This window comes from Ideonella paludis, from assembly GCF_018069865.1.
In the GTDB taxonomy this organism is placed as follows: Bacteria; Pseudomonadota; Gammaproteobacteria; order Burkholderiales; family Burkholderiaceae_C; genus Ideonella; species Ideonella paludis.
In genome coordinates, this window is the sequence record NZ_JAGQDG010000002.1 from 114,740 (window position 1) to 128,950 (window position 14,211).

Here is a 14,211-nt window from a genome sequence, read left to right on the forward strand (position 1 = left end):
CGCGGCTATAAACGATTCCGCGCCAGGGCGGTTTTAGGCGCTTCCGTGGTGTTGCGGCACACGATTTGCGAAACGGTTGCTGGCGATCAAAAACACCCCCCAAGAATGCGTTGTTGCTCCTATGTAACAACAGGGTTTCCCTCACGCAAAGCGGGGGTCAGGATCGAGCAGAATTCCATCAAGTTTTTGCAGACGAGCCTCGCCCAGCTCCACAAGGTTGGCACAAGGATTGCTGCAAAGCTGGGTTTATCAATCAACCTCTTTGTTTCTCAGGAGCGGATTCCATATGTTCCAACGCACCAAACTTTGCACCAGCTTGCTCGTGGCCTTTAGTGGCACCGTTGCACTGACCAGCATGCCCGCGCACGCTCAGAACACCGAGCGCGTGGAAGTGACCGGCTCGCGCATCAAGCGTGCTGACTCTGAAGGCGCTCTGCCGGTGACAGTGATCACGCGCGAACAGCTGCAAGGCAGTGGCGCGACATCCGTCGCTGAGTTTGTTCGCAACATCAGCTTTGCCGCAGCAGGCAATTTCCGTCCTCAGTCGGGTTCGTCCGCCCAGGCGTACGCAGCGCTGAACTTGCGTGGCCTTGGTGCCGATCGCACTTTGATTCTGCTGGATGGTCGTCGTCTGCCCAAGGCGCCTTTTGTGGGCAGCGCGGTGGACATGAACTCCATCCCCATGGCCATGGTTGAGCGCATTGAAGTGCTGACCGACGGCGCATCCGCCGTGTACGGCTCTGACGCAATGGCCGGTGTGGTCAACATCGTTACGCGCAAGGACTTCACTGGCATCGAATTGATGGCCGGTGCTGCTGACCCTGTGGTCAAGGGCGGCGATAAGAAAGAATTCCAGGCCACCATCGGCTTGCAAGGTGAAAAGGGCGGCATCACAGCAGGTGCCAGCCGTTCTTCTCGCGGCATGATGTTCACGCGTGACCAGCCTTGGGGCGTAACGCAAGGCGTGTCTAGCTTCGGTAACAACTACCGCACCATCAACGACGCCGGTGTCCCCACCAGCGGTTTCTTGGCTGTTCCTGGCTTCGCTTGCAACAGCGGCGGCTTCTACAAGTCCGGCACACTTTGCGCCTATGACTTCAATTTGGTTGCAGCCAACGAAGCGCAGATCAGCAACTCGGCATTTTTTGCCAAGGGTCACTACAAGATTGCAGATGATTGGGAAGGCTACCTGAACACTTGGGTATCCCGCGTGGAGAGCTTTGGCCGTTACGCCCCCGTGCCGGCCACTGTGACTATCGCCAAGGATAGCCCTAACAACCCGACCGGAGGCACCAGTGAAGTCCAGCTGCGTCACCGCTTCGCGGCGGCTGGTAATCGTGACACCTTCACTGACAACAACGTTTATGACGTGTTGATGGGGGTTCGCGGAAGCGCGTTCGGATTCGACATTGATGCAGGCGCTCGCCGCACTGAGTCAAAGTACAACGAAATTGGCCGCGGGTACATTGTTCGCCCGATCGCTGAGCAGTACATCAACGACGGCAGCTACAACATCAAGGACCCGTTCGGTGCTCCTGAAGAAGTGTTGAAGGGCATGACCGCCACCGTCGGCCGTGACGCTATCTTTAAGCAAACTGAGTTCTTTGCTAACGCATCGACCGAAGTGTTCAAGCTGCCTGGCGGTGCCGCCATGCTGGCTTTGGGTGCTGAGCTGCGCAAAGAAGAGTTCGCCGACATCTACGACTCACTGTCTGAAGCTGGTGTGATTGAAGGCTCCGCGGGTAACTCTTCGTTCGGTTCACGCAAAGTAGGCTCAGCCACTGCTGAGCTGATCATGCCTGTGATCAAGGGCTTGGATGTCAGCCTGGCGGGTCGGTTCGAGAAGTACTCCGACTACGGCAATGACTTCGCTCCCAAGATGTCGGTGGCTTTCGCTCCGATGAAGGGGATGAAGCTGCGCGCCTCTGCAGGCACTGGCTTCCGAGCGCCTTCGTTGAACATCCTGAACGCCAAAGAAACGTTCTCGGCCGAGTCGGTGAGTGACCCAGTGACTTGTCAGGTGTTCGCTGGTGGTGTGCCTTGCGCGGCCAATCAGTTGGTGCAAGTGGACACCTACACGATTGCGAACTCTTCTTTGAAGTCTGAAACCTCGAAGCAATTCAGCTTCGGTGGTTCATGGGACGCAACCGATTGGTTGAATGTCACCGCCGATTATTGGAACATCAAGATCAAAAACGTCATCGGCCAGATCGGTGCGCAAGACTTGATCAACCGTAGCAACGGCTCTGACCCACGTGCAATTCCTCCTGGTTTGGGCGTGGTACGCTCACCGATCGACGGCTCTATCATTCGTGTCAACAGCGGCTATGCCAACGAAGGCACGGATGACGTTGATGGCATCGACGTGAAGCTGTTGGCCTCTTATAAGATTTCCGGCTGGGGCAGCCTGAAGCATGACTTCAGCTATAGCCATGTCCTGAACCGTAAGAACGACGGCGATCAATTGGCGGGCCTTAACGGATTCCCCAAGGATCGCGCGACTCTGGCGAACACCTGGAACTACGGCGCCTTTGATGTGAACTGGGTTGTCAATTTCATTGGATCGCACGGCAGTGATGCGGACAGTGATTACGTCGGCGCCTACACGACCCATGACGTTCAAGTCAACTGGAACACCCCGCTGAAGGGTGGCAAGCTGACTGTTGGCGTGATCAATCTGGCCGACAAGTACCCGGCTCTGATTCCTTACGATGGTCGTCCGTTCAACTACTATCTGTACGACTCCTACGGCCGTACGCCTTATGTTCGTTTCAGCTACAAGTTCTAAGCTGAACTGAATCAGGGTCCCATTGCGGGACTCTCCACAAAGGAGGCCGATAGGCCTCCTTTTTTTTGAGTAACTCTGAGCAAGGAATCCCAAGTGTCATCAACAGAAGTGCACCGTCAGTTGGCTGAGGTCCAATCCATGATGGCCACAGGGCAGGTCCTCCAAGCCGAGTTAAGTTGCCTCAAATTGCTGGAGCGTGAAAGCAGCTGCATTCCTGCCTTGGTGGTGGTTGCACAATGTTCCACCGACCGAGAAGACCATGTCCGTGCGGCCGAGTATTGGGGGAAGGCGTTTCTGGCATCCGATGGCGATGAAGGTCTCTTGTTCCGCCAATGTTTAGCGCTTGCCAATTCGGGGGATTTCGATTCCGCTAGCGGCAAGTTACTGGCGTACTGGGGAACAACACAACGACTTGCACCGGATTCATGGCTATTGCTGGGTCACATCGAACAGCGCAGAGGACAACAGCTTAAAGCGTTGAAAGCCTGGTTTCGGGCCATTGATCAAGCCCAGCGCCAAGGCCGCTGGCTCAATGAACAAAGCACTGAGCCCGAGTTACTGCCCATGGTGCTTTCAGCCATGGATGAACTCCAGCATGGCAAACGACAGTGGTTGCTCGACCAACTCTCTGACTTGCGTCGTGAATATGGTTCGGACGGCTTGAAGCGAGTTGATCGCGCACTGACCAACTATCTGGGTGAGAGCCAGGATGGGCCGCAAGACTTCCGCCAGAGACCTAAGTTTCTTTATATTCCCGGCTTGCCGGATTCACCCTATCACGATCCTTACTTGCAACCTTGGGCCGAACAACTGGCTGCCGCCTTCCCTGACATTCAGGAAGAAGCCATCGCTTTACTGAATAAGGAAGGTGTATTCGAGAGTTTCCTGACGTTTGGGCCCGGGGCAGACCGCTCCGCCTATGTAGGAGGTGAGGGGGACAAGCCTTCGTGGGATGCTTTCTTTTTCTATCGCCGGGGCCGTCGCTTTGACGCCAATCACCTTCGTTGTCCCAAGACCAGTGCCTTGCTTGACAGCATTGAACTGTGTCGCATCAAGTCCCAGGCGCCAGAAGTCTGCTTTTCCGTGCTCGCCCCTGGGTCGCACATCAAACCACACTATGGCGTCACCAATAGCCGTTTGGTGCTGCATCTTCCTTTGCTTGTGCCGCAGGACTGTGCGCTCAACGTCATTGACGCAGGAGCTCACGCATGGAAAGAAGGGCAGTTAATGATGTTTGACGATACTTTTCAGCACGAAGCATGGAACCGGTCGAACTCAACACGCATCATTTTGTTGATGGACTGCTGGAACCCTCATCTCACAAACTTGGAAAAATCTGCAATCACGCGCTTGGTAGAGTCAATCTCAGATTTTGAGAGCGAGTATTAGCGTCATCGCCGTAGCTGCTCCCTTCACGACAGGCTGCTTCCGTCCGATGGCTGCTTATTGCTGTATCCACCAGCCCAAAAGGTGACCTCGATCCTCTATGGTGGAGATCGAAACATCAGTGCGCCCCAAATCTTGGATAAGCTGTACAAGCCTTTCAATGTCTGCCGCGTCCAGCGCATGAGACAGCATGTCATTCAAGCGCAGTGCCGTGTCGGAGATCAATTCAGCAACCTTTTGAGCAGCGCGCTGTCCCGCCGCAGCCCCCTCTGTCGCCGACACCCTGAAGGCCTGCGTCATCCAGTTCTGAGCGTCCCATAGCAAGTCTGGGCAGCTTGAGGCGGCCGCCCGGGATTGCACTTGGCGGGTCAACGAATCATAGTCATAGCGGACCCTAGCCCAATCAGGACTTGAATTCAGTTCTTGGCGGCCTGCGATATGGCTGGTTAAGGCCATTGCAGTGCACATCTGGAATGCAGCCCTGAGCCAGCCGGAATTCTGAAGCCATGCTGCATGCTCCAATTCCACACGGGCTAAGGCAACCGGCCGCGACGCTTGGTGGTGCATGAGCAAACCCAAGCGCCCACTGGGTCGCAATACTCTCACAGCCTCGGGGATTGCTAACGACAGGTCTGCATACTCGATGCCGAATTGACTCACGACAGCATCGAAGCAAGCATCGTCGAACGGAAGTCGCGTGACGGAGACCGAGCCTGTGAAATCAACACGATCGCGTTGAGCTGGCCGCAAAGTGCCCAGCCAGGTCGGGCTCTCCGGGACGAGGTCTACGCCATGACAATGTGCCTGAGCATCTTGATTGGAGGCCAAGAAACGACGCAGCAAGGCTCCACTGCCGCAGGCCAAGTCCAACACGGAGGCACCTTGCGGCAGGTCAGCAAACCATCGCGTCCAGTGCGCACTTGCAGGTGGTTCCCCCATGGATTGACCGAAGGAATCTTCGGCACCAGTGGCCCAGAGCCGCTGCCAGGCGCCGGCCTTTTCTGCGTCATTCATGTCAGGGCTCTGATCAATCATCGCGGCGCCAACCTGATCGCTCCATCCAACCGAATCACCTCACCATTGAGCATGTCGTTGGTGACGATTTGGTGGACCAGCTTGGCGTAGTCCTCAGGCTTGCCCAAGCGGGAAGGGAAGGGGACGCTTGCGGCCAGCGCGTCTTGCACTTCTTGAGGCATGCCAAACAGCATTGGCGTGCCAAAGATGCCGGGGGCGATGGTCATGTTGCGGATGCCGTTGCGGGCGAGGTCTCGCGCGATGGGCAAAGTCATGCCCACCACGCCGCCTTTGGAGGCGGCATAGGCCGCTTGCCCGATCTGGCCGTCATAGGCGGCCACGCTGGCGGTGCTGATCATCACGCCGCGCTCACCAGTGGCTTCGGGCTCGTTCTTGCACATGGCTTCAGCGGCCAAGCGGATCATGTTGAAAGAGCCGACCAAGTTCACCGTGATGACTTTGGCGAACACGTCCAGTGAATGCGCACCGTCTTTGCCCACGGTCTTGACGGCGGGCGCGATGCCGGCGCAGTTCACCAAGCCCATCAGCTTGCCCATGCTCAGCGCCTGGGCCACCACAGCCCGGCCATCGGCTTCTTGGCTGACATCGCAACGCACAAAGGCGCCACCCAGCTCTGCGGCCAAGGCGCGGCCCTTTTCCTCTTGGAGGTCGGCAATCACCACTTTGCCGCCGTGAGCAGCCAGCATGCGTGCCGTGCCTTCACCCAAGCCCGAGGCGCCGCCCGTCACAATAAATACCTTGCCTGCGATGTCCATGAAGTCTCCTGATGCGTCGAGTTGACGTTGACGTAAACGTCAATTGTGCAACAGGCAGGCCCCAAGCAAAAGGCCTCGCAAACGATGACGCTTGCGAGGCCTTAGCAGACTGGCGGAGGGGGCGGGATTCGAACCCGCGGTGGGGATTAACCCACACACGCTTTCCAGGCGTGCGACTTAAACCGCTCATCCACCCCTCCTGATGGGTGAAGCCTTGGATTCTAGCCTGCTTTCTTGATGCCTCTCACTTCTGAGTTGCAGAATTTGTCGATCGCATCAATGTCATCGCACTGCCCACCAAGGCCGCCACCTCGGTCATGTTGCCCGGGACGATCATGGTGTTGTTTTTCTGGGCCAGCTGCGCATAGGCCTCAACCGCCTTTTCCGCCACCTTCAACTGCACGGCTTGCTCACCGCCGGGCTGCTGAATGGCTGCGGCAATGACGCGGATGGCGGCAGCGGTGGCATCGGCCACTGTGGCAATTGCCGCCGCTTGACCTTCGGCCTTGTTGATCTCGGCCTGTTTCTCGCCTTCTGAGCGAGCGATGGAAGACTCGCGCTCCCCCGTGGCGATGTTGATTTGCTCTTGCTTGCGGCCTTCAGAGGCCGCGATCAAAGCGCGCTTCTCGCGCTCGGCCGTGATCTGCTGCTGCATGGAGCGCAGAATCTCAGCGGGTGGCGTCAGATCCTTGATCTCATAGCGCAACACCTTCACGCCCCAGTTCAAGGCAGCTTCGTCGAGAGCTGAGACCACCTGCGCATTGATGACTTCTCGCTCTTCAAAGGTCTTGTCCAGCTCCATGCGGCCGATGATGCTGCGCAAGGTGGTCTGGGCCAGTTGCGTGATGGCGATTTCATAATTGCTGGAGCCATAGCTGGCCCGCATCGGGTCAGTCACCTGAAAGTACAAGATGCCGTCGACCTGCAGTTGCGTGTTGTCCTTGGTGATACAGATCTGGCTGGGCACATCCAGCGGAATTTCTTTGAGCGAATGTTTGTAGGCCACCTTGTCGATGAACGGCACCAAAAAGCTCAATCCAGGTGCCAGCGTGGTGTTGTACTTGCCGAGACGCTCTACCACCCAGGCGTTTTGGTGAGGAACGACTTTCACGGCGCGAATCACAAAAAACGCGGCGATGGCCAAGAGGATGAGTGCGATGAGTTCCATGGTGCCTTAGTCTTTGAAGCGATTGAACATGATTCAAGCGTGGTCGGAAGCGGGCGCCAAGACCAGCACATTGCCTTCGACGGCCACGATCCGATGCGGCCCGCTGTGCGCGTCTGAGCCATCTGCCACCCGCGCGGCCCAGGTTGCCCCCCGATAGCTGACACTGCAGCGGCCATCCTCTGACCACTGGCTCACGACGACACGGCCACCCAGATCTTGCTGCAGGTCTGGGTTGGTGCTCGGGTCCAAGGTGGTGGCTGTGCTCAGTTTGCGCTGGCGCCAGGCCAGCACGGCGCCACCGCCGACCAAAGCTGCCACCAAAAGCTGTGCTGACAAGCCTAGCCCTGCGTGCGCGGCCAAGGCGGCCCCCACCAGCCCCAAGGCCAACATCAGCAAATAGAAGGTGCCAGTGGCCAGCTCAGCCAGCACCAAAAGGCCTGCGGCAGCCCACCACAGGGTTGCGGCACTCCACGCCATACCGTCCCTTTCAAAGTTGTGACAGCCAGTGTAGGGCTTGCTCAGCCTTTGCGAGAAAACCACGCCACAAGCCCCACTACATTCACGGCGGGGCAGGGCACGCATGGAAACCCTTATTCGGCCCTACACTTCGCGCTTTTCGCCCCGCCCTTTTTCTCTGACCCATAGAGCCGCCATGCAGCGTTTCAACTTTCCTATCGTCATCATCGACGAGGACTTCCGCTCCGAGAACACCTCTGGCCTCGGGATTCGCGCCCTGGCCGATGCCATGGAGAAAGAGGGCTTCGAGGTTCTGGGCGTGACCAGTTATGGCGACCTGTCGCAGTTTGCGCAGCAGCAAAGCCGCGCCAGCGCCTTCATCTTGTCCATCGACGATGAAGAGTTCACCCCAGGCCCCGAGTTGGACCCGGCGGTGCTGAACCTGCGCAACTTCATCACCGAGATTCGCTTCCGCAATGCGGACATTCCGATCTACCTCTACGGTGAGACGCGCACCAGCCAGCACATTCCTAACGACATCCTGCGGGAGTTGCACGGCTTCATTCACATGTTTGAAGACACGCCCGAGTTCGTGGCGCGTCACATCATCCGAGAAGCTAAGAGCTACGTCGATGGCTTGGCGCCTCCGTTCTTCCGGGCCTTGATGCACTACGCCCAAGACGGCTCTTACTCCTGGCACTGCCCTGGGCACTCGGGCGGCGTGGCCTTCTTGAAGAGCCCTATCGGGCGCATGTTCCATCAGTTCTTTGGCGAGAACATGCTGCGCGCCGACGTGTGCAATGCGGTGGAGGAGTTGGGCCAGTTGCTGGACCACACTGGGCCGGTGGCCGCCAGTGAAAAGAACGCCGCGCGCATCTTCAATGCCGACCACTGCTTCTTCGTCACCAACGGCACCTCGACCTCCAACAAGATGGTGTGGCACCACACTGTGGCGCCGGGCGATGTGGTCTTGGTGGACCGCAATTGTCATAAATCTATCCTGCACAGCATCATCATGACGGGCGCGGTGCCGGTGTTCTTGACCCCCACGCGCAACCATTACGGCATCATCGGCCCCATCCCAGAGAGCGAGTTCTCACGCGAGTCGATCCAGGCGAAGATCGCCAAGCACCCGCTGCTCCAGCATGTGGATGCCGCTGCCGTGCGCCCCAAAATCTTGACGGTGACCCAAAGCACCTACGACGGCGTGCTCTACAACACTGAAACCATCAAGGCCAAGCTCGATGGCTGGGTGGACACCTTGCACTTTGACGAGGCCTGGTTGCCGCACGCGGCCTTCCACCGTTTCTACGGCAACTTCCACGCCATGGGTAAGAACCGCCCACGCCCAACGCAGGCCATGGTCTATGCCACCCAGTCCACGCACAAGCTTTTGGCGGGCATCAGCCAAGCCTCGCAAGTGCTGGTGCAAGATTCCCAAACGGTCAAGCTGGACAAGCATTTGTTCAACGAGGCCTACCTGATGCACACCTCCACCTCGCCGCAGTACGCCATCATTGCCTCGTGCGATGTGGCTGCAGCCATGATGGAGCCCCCAGGCGGCACGGCCTTGGTCGAGGAGAGCATTCGTGAGGCCCTGGACTTCCGCCGCGCCATGCGCAAAGTGGACGAAGAATATGGTCAGGACTGGTGGTTCCAGGTCTGGGGGCCCGACCACCTGACTCAAGAAGACATCGGCAAATCGGAAGAATGGATCTTGCAGGCCGATGAGGCTTGGCACGGCTTTGGCGGCCTGGCCGACGGCTTCAATATGTTGGACCCGATCAAGTCCACCATCATCACCCCGGGCTTGGATGTGACGGGGAAGTTCTCTCAGCATGGCATTCCGGCGTCCATCGTCACCAAGTATCTGGCTGAGCACGGTGTGGTGGTCGAGAAGACCGGTCTCTATTCCTTCTTCATCATGTTCACCATCGGCATCACCAAGGGCCGCTGGAACACCTTGCTCACCGCCTTGCAGCAGTTCAAGGACGACTACGACCGCAACCAGCCGCTGTGGCGCATCCTGCCCGAGTTCTCGGCCGCCTTCCCGCGCTATGAGCGCATGGGCCTGAAGGACCTCTGCCAAAGCGTGCACGAGGCCTATGCCAAGGGCGATATCGCGCGTCTGACCACAGAGGTCTACCTCTCCGACCTTGAGCCTGCGATGAAGCCCAGCGACGCCTATGCGGCCATTGCCCATCGCAAGACGGAGCGTGTGGAGATCGACCAACTCGAAGGCCGCGTGACCACGGCTTTGCTGACTCCCTACCCACCGGGCATCCCGCTGGTCATCCCGGGTGAGCGCTTCAACAAGCGCATCGTGGACTACCTGCGCTTCACGCGCGAATTCAACGCCGCATTCCCCGGCTTCGGCGCTGACGTGCATGGCTTGGTGACCGAAGAGGTGGCAGGCGAGAAGCGTTACTACGTCGATTGCGTGGGCCAGTAAGCTGCAGCCGTCATGGGTACGCATCTGCTCACCCCGCGCATGTCCGGCCTGCTGGACCGCATTCGCTTGGCGGGCCGACCACCGTTCCACACCATGACGCCTGAGGCCGCGCGCAAGGCCTATGCCCAAGGTGCGGAAGTGCTGGACCTGCCACGCGCGCCGCTGGCTCGTGTTCAAGATCTGGAGATTCGAGCAGACGATGGCACGGCCTTGGCGGCCCGGCTCTATGCCCCGTCCCAGGAGTGTTTGCCGATCCTGCTCTACCTGCACGGTGGTGGTTTTGTGATCGGTGGGCTGGAAACCCACGACAGCCTCTGCCGCCAATTGGCCCTGCGCAGCGGGGCAGCGGTGGTGTCTCTGGACTACCGGCTAGCTCCCGAGCATCCTTTTCCTACCGCTGTGGAAGACTCATTTGCTGCGCTACGCTGGCTGAGTGCAGAGGGCGCCGCGGGCCTAGGCTTGGATGGCCGTCGCTTGGGCGTCGGGGGTGACAGCGCAGGGGGCACCTTGAGCGCAGTGTGCGCCATCTTGGCGCGCGACGCGGGCTTGCCGCTGGCCCTGCAGCTCTTGCTGACGCCCGGCACCAGCGCCCACGGGGACTTCCCGTCCCGCCATTTGTTCGCCAACGGCTTCTTGTTGGATGCCGCCGGCATTGACTGGTTCTTTAACCACTATGTCACCAAGCACCAACGGCAGGATTGGCGCTTCGCGCCGTTAGAGGCCGCTGATCTGGAAGGCGTGGCGCCAGCCACGGTGATCCTCGCAGAGTGTGACCCCTTGGCGGACGAAGGGGTGGCCTACGCCGACAAACTGCGCAGCGCTGGCGTGGCCGTGGAGTTAGAAATTTTTCGCGGCCTGACGCACGATTTCATCAAGATGGGCCGTTTCATCAAAGAGGCTGAGACGGCACAGGCTTTGGCAGGTGCTGCCATGAGAAAGGCTTTCGCATGAGTGATCGTCTCCCCGGGTTTCGATATGTGGAGCGTCTGCGCGTCCGCTGGGTTGAAGTGGACTTGCAGAAGATCGTCTTCAACGGCCACTACCTGATGTACCTGGACACGGCCATGGCAGGCTATTGGCGCGCCTTGGCCTTGCCCTACGAAGCCACTTTCAGTGCCTTGAACGGGGAGTTGTTCGTCAAAAAGGCCGAGCTGGAGTACCACGCTCCCGCCGAGTTGGATGACTTGCTGGAGATTGGCTTGGCCTGCGAGCACGTCGGCAACAGCTCGGTGCGCTTCAAGGCCGGCATCTTCCGTGACCGGCGCCTCTTGGTCAGTGGGCAGTTGATCTACGTCTACGCATCAGCCAGCGCTCATCAACGCCAGTCACTGCCCGTCCCCGATGCACTGCGGCAGGCTTTTGCGGCCTTTGAGGCCGGCGAAGACATGGTGTGCGTCAAGACGGGGAGTTGGGCGCAGCACGCCGAAGCCGCTGCCGCGTTGCGCCAGCAAGTATTTGTGATCGAACAAGGCATACCCGCAGCATTGGCCTGTGACGCTGCCGATGAGGCGGCGGTGCATGCCGTCGCCCACAACCGCCTTGGCTTGGCCTTGGCGGCCGGTCGGCTGTTGCCAGCGCAGGCCGGACAGGGGCGTATCGGGCGAATGGCCGTGGCCCGCGGTTTGCGCGGCTCAGGTGTGGGTTTGAGGGTGCTGAATGCCCTGGAGCGGGCAGCGGCTCAGCGCGGCGACCACAGCGTCATGCTGCATGCCCAAGCCAGCGCGGTGGGTTTTTATCTCAAGGCGGGCTACCAAGCTCAAGGCGAACCTTTCACTGAGGCGGGCATCGAACACCTCGAAATGACAAAGCGGCTTTGAGCGCAGCCTAGCAACAGGCTTTGCCCGTCTCTCCCGATAAGGGGTGCCAAGCGACATGGCGCGGCCCGGCGCGTTCTGGCCAGGCCGGCCCGTGCGGGCCCCGCTCAGAGCTTGTGGCTCGGCCGCAGCAGGCTGCGCACCCGACGCTTTTTGGTGGGCTGGCCGGCGTCCTCCGCCAAGTCACCATCCGCCACTGGCCCGATTTCACTCAACACCTGTTCGGCGGAGTCATCGGTCTCATACTTCGGAGGCCACTGCTTGATCTCGGTGCGGCGAAGCAAGGCTAAGCCCGGCCCGGCCGTGAAGGTGCGCTCGAAAACCTGTGTGACCAAGCGCTTGTTCACCCGCTCCGTGATGATGAGTGTGGAGCAGCGGGTGCCGTAACTCAGGTCGGGGGAGCGGATGAAGGCCGGCGAGAGCATGCGCTCCACGTCCATCGACACACCGGTCGATGGCAATTTGCTGTCAGCCGGTACGGTTTTGTCGCTCAGCGCTTCAAACAGCATGCGCGCCAAGGATTCGGTGTCATAGGCTTCGTCCAAGCTCTGGCGCAGCTTGTTTTTCAAGCGGGTCACCTTGGGCCAGGGTTCATCCAATGCGCCGTTGCTCAGGCCAAAAATGCCGCGCTCCAGGCGTGTCGGGCAGGCGGCTTCGCTGCTGGCGTAAAAACAATCACCGCGGCGGAAATCCGCTGCAATCAAATTGAAGGGCTGATAGCCTGTCAGCGCCACCTTGGGCCAGTACAGATCAGGCCGCATGTCCCCCCGCAGCCAACGAGGCACTAGCTCCCCCCGCGACGGCGCATTGGGATCTTGCGCACCAGGCTTGCGAACGTTGGTGACCAGGGCCATACGACCTTGGGCCGTGAGTCCCATCCAGGTGCCACCGGCCTTTTGGTCGCGGCCAGACAGGATCGCCGGCGCATCCCCTGCGGGGTTCCACCAGCCCAAGCGGGCGGCAGGGCGATTGAAAAACTCGTCGCGGTTGGCGGCAATCACCAGCGGGAAGCGGCGGCTTTCATCCAGCGCCAAAACGGCTAGACACATGGCACAAACTCCTCGGTGTGGCGCGCGCTTTGCAACCAAGGTGTCAAAGCTGTAGCGGCTTGATCAATCTCGCCTCGCAAGCGGCTCATGCCAGCGTCGAGGCCTGCGGCGGCAGGGTCTAGGCTTAAGTCGTAGGTTTCCATCAGCGTCAGCATCTCGTTCTGCAGGTCAGTCCGCCTCAAGACCTGAGCCCTCAGCCCAGGCCAGCGCTCGCACAGCAGCGCCTGAAAAGCGCGCACTGCATGAATGACCGGTGCCTGATCATCGGCACGAATGCGGTAGTAGATGAACCACTGCTGTGAAATATGCATCGAAACAGGCCCTGGACCCGCGCACTTCAGGGAGATTCTGTGGGGATGTCGTAGGGCAAGCGCTGCAAGCGCAGCCCATTCACACCGGCATTTCCGACGCTCAGGCTGCCGCTCTCCAGGGCCGCCAATTTCAACTCGACCAGGGCAAGGTGCGCGCCTGCGGCCAGCGATGCCGCCAACACGACCATGCCGGCTGGTTGCTCGGGGTCTTGGCTGTGAAAGATCTCCTGGCCAGGCACACAAGGACTGCTGGTTTCGACCAAAAAGGCCCGGCGCTTGAGGGTGCCCCGATACTGGCTGCGCGCCACGACCTCCTGTCCGGGATAGCAGCCCTTCTTGAAGTTCACGCCGCCCACAAGCTCGAAATTGACCATCTGCGGCACAAATTGATCCACCGTAGCAGCGGTGATGCGGGCCACACCGCTGGCCACCTCGAGATAAGCCCAAACATCGGCCGCCAAGGCAGGCGTGCTCGCCGGCGGTGCGCCTGCACCCACCCACAGCGCGCGCATCAGCCCCAAGGCAGGTGGCAGGTGAACGACTTGGCCGCCTTCTGCCGCATGGACCGTCCATGGCGCCTGCGTGGGCACCACAGGCCCCAGCAAGCCGAACACCGCCAGCTCGGCACTGGCGTCGCTGAGCTTGCACTTGGCGCGCAAGACAAACATCGACAAACGTTTCAGCGTCGGCGCTAGCAAGTCTGCGCTGCAGGCCAGCAGCAGGTCAGCCCCACTGCGCCAGACCACAAAGCTGGCGGTCAGCCGGCCCTTGGCTGAGCAAAAACCGGCCAGCCGGGCTTGACCTTCCGCCAGACCCTTGATGTCTGCCGTGAGTTGGCCATGCAAAAAGTCCGCAGCATCGTCGCCCGTGGCGCGGATCACGCCCCAATTGGGCAAAAGCACTGCACCGGCAGCTTGCGGTGCGGCAGGGAAGGGGGCAGAGGCTTGAAATGACATGGGGCGATTATCATCGCGCCCCATGTCTGTGAAGCCTGAAG

12 protein-coding genes and 1 tRNA gene are annotated in these 14,211 nt (G+C 59.7%); 5 read left to right on the plus strand and 8 right to left on the minus strand.

Features of this window, described 5'->3' with window-relative positions:
- Positions 1-286: 286 nt before the first annotated feature.
- Together KAK11_RS05005 and KAK11_RS22160 are read left to right on the plus strand one after the other, a co-directional pair.
- Positions 287-2,788 carry a TonB-dependent receptor gene (locus tag KAK11_RS05005; RefSeq protein WP_210806891.1) on the plus strand — a complete coding sequence of 834 codons (2,502 nt, stop codon included), beginning with the start codon at positions 287-289 and terminating at the stop codon, positions 2,786-2,788.
- Positions 2,789-2,881: 93 nt separating this feature from the next.
- Complete coding sequence (locus KAK11_RS22160) at positions 2,882-4,177, plus strand: aspartyl/asparaginyl beta-hydroxylase domain-containing protein (protein ID WP_210806893.1); 1,296 nt, start codon at positions 2,882-2,884, stop codon at positions 4,175-4,177.
- Between the two features lie 54 nt (positions 4,178-4,231).
- Here the strand turns inward: KAK11_RS22160 and KAK11_RS05015 are convergent, their stop codons facing one another.
- The 5 genes from KAK11_RS05015 to KAK11_RS05035 form a co-directional block, all read right to left on the minus strand.
- On the minus strand, positions 4,232-5,188 hold the full coding sequence (locus KAK11_RS05015; RefSeq protein ID WP_210806895.1) for a class I SAM-dependent methyltransferase: 957 nt from the start codon (positions 5,186-5,188) through the stop codon (positions 4,232-4,234).
- Between the two features lie 17 nt (positions 5,189-5,205).
- Complete coding sequence (locus KAK11_RS05020; RefSeq protein ID WP_210806897.1) at positions 5,206-5,964, minus strand: 3-hydroxyacyl-CoA dehydrogenase; 759 nt, start codon at positions 5,962-5,964, stop codon at positions 5,206-5,208.
- Positions 5,965-6,074: 110 nt separating this feature from the next.
- Positions 6,075-6,164 (minus strand) — tRNA-Ser (locus KAK11_RS05025).
- A 44-nt stretch (positions 6,165-6,208) separates the two neighbouring features.
- Positions 6,209-7,132, minus strand: a complete 924-nt coding sequence (locus KAK11_RS05030; RefSeq protein WP_210806899.1) for an SPFH domain-containing protein — start codon at positions 7,130-7,132, stop codon at positions 6,209-6,211.
- Between the two features lie 33 nt (positions 7,133-7,165).
- Entirely contained in the window at positions 7,166-7,609 is a 444-nt protein-coding gene (locus KAK11_RS05035) for an NfeD family protein (RefSeq protein ID WP_210806901.1), read from the minus strand.
- Between the two features lie 175 nt (positions 7,610-7,784).
- Here KAK11_RS05035 and KAK11_RS05040 point away from each other — a divergent pair, with 175 nt between their 5' ends.
- The 3 genes from KAK11_RS05040 to KAK11_RS05050 are packed head-to-tail and all read left to right on the plus strand — an operon-like array spanning position 7,785 to position 11,857.
- Positions 7,785-10,040, plus strand: a complete 2,256-nt coding sequence (locus tag KAK11_RS05040) for an arginine/lysine/ornithine decarboxylase (RefSeq protein WP_210806903.1) — start codon at positions 7,785-7,787, stop codon at positions 10,038-10,040.
- A 39-nt stretch (positions 10,041-10,079) separates the two neighbouring features.
- Positions 10,080-10,991, plus strand: a complete 912-nt coding sequence (locus KAK11_RS05045) for an alpha/beta hydrolase (protein ID WP_210807912.1) — start codon at positions 10,080-10,082, stop codon at positions 10,989-10,991.
- Positions 10,988-11,857 carry a YbgC/FadM family acyl-CoA thioesterase gene (locus tag KAK11_RS05050; RefSeq protein WP_210806905.1) on the plus strand — a complete coding sequence of 290 codons (870 nt, stop codon included), beginning with the start codon at positions 10,988-10,990 and terminating at the stop codon, positions 11,855-11,857. Before KAK11_RS05045 ends, KAK11_RS05050 begins: the two co-directional genes overlap by 4 nt.
- 104 nt (positions 11,858-11,961) lie before the next feature.
- Here KAK11_RS05050 and KAK11_RS05055 read toward each other — a convergent pair whose 3' ends face one another.
- The 3 genes from KAK11_RS05055 to ygfZ are packed head-to-tail and all read right to left on the minus strand — an operon-like array spanning position 11,962 to position 14,170.
- A complete protein-coding gene (locus tag KAK11_RS05055) occupies positions 11,962-12,903 on the minus strand; it encodes an NRDE family protein (RefSeq protein WP_210806907.1) in 942 nt (313 codons plus the stop codon).
- Entirely contained in the window at positions 12,894-13,214 is a 321-nt protein-coding gene (locus tag KAK11_RS05060) for a DUF4936 family protein (RefSeq protein WP_210806909.1), read from the minus strand. Before KAK11_RS05060 ends, KAK11_RS05055 begins: the two co-directional genes overlap by 10 nt.
- A 26-nt stretch (positions 13,215-13,240) precedes the next feature.
- Entirely contained in the window at positions 13,241-14,170 is a 930-nt protein-coding gene (ygfZ, locus tag KAK11_RS05065) for a CAF17-like 4Fe-4S cluster assembly/insertion protein YgfZ (RefSeq protein WP_210806911.1), read from the minus strand.
- Positions 14,171-14,211 lie beyond the last annotated feature (41 nt).

Bases quoted from the DNA above. Each gene is read 5' to 3' on its own strand.
- KAK11_RS05005 (WP_210806891.1), top strand. From the start codon at position 287: ATGTTCCAACGCACCAAACTTTGCACCAGCTTGCTCGTGGCCTTTAGT.
- KAK11_RS05015 (WP_210806895.1), bottom strand. From the start codon at position 5,188: ATGAATGACGCAGAAAAGGCCGGCGCCTGGCAGCGGCTCTGGGCCACT.
- KAK11_RS05020 (WP_210806897.1), bottom strand. From the start codon at position 5,964: ATGGACATCGCAGGCAAGGTATTTATTGTGACGGGCGGCGCCTCGGGC.
- KAK11_RS05030 (WP_210806899.1), bottom strand. From the start codon at position 7,132: ATGGAACTCATCGCACTCATCCTCTTGGCCATCGCCGCGTTTTTTGTG.
- KAK11_RS05035 (WP_210806901.1), bottom strand. From the start codon at position 7,609: ATGGCGTGGAGTGCCGCAACCCTGTGGTGGGCTGCCGCAGGCCTTTTG.
- KAK11_RS05040 (WP_210806903.1), top strand. From the start codon at position 7,785: ATGCAGCGTTTCAACTTTCCTATCGTCATCATCGACGAGGACTTCCGC.
- KAK11_RS05045 (WP_210807912.1), top strand. From the start codon at position 10,080: ATGTCCGGCCTGCTGGACCGCATTCGCTTGGCGGGCCGACCACCGTTC.
- KAK11_RS05050 (WP_210806905.1), top strand. From the start codon at position 10,988: ATGAGTGATCGTCTCCCCGGGTTTCGATATGTGGAGCGTCTGCGCGTC.
- KAK11_RS05055 (WP_210806907.1), bottom strand. From the start codon at position 12,903: ATGTGTCTAGCCGTTTTGGCGCTGGATGAAAGCCGCCGCTTCCCGCTG.
- KAK11_RS05060 (WP_210806909.1), bottom strand. From the start codon at position 13,214: ATGCATATTTCACAGCAGTGGTTCATCTACTACCGCATTCGTGCCGAT.
- ygfZ (WP_210806911.1), bottom strand. From the start codon at position 14,170: ATGTCATTTCAAGCCTCTGCCCCCTTCCCTGCCGCACCGCAAGCTGCC.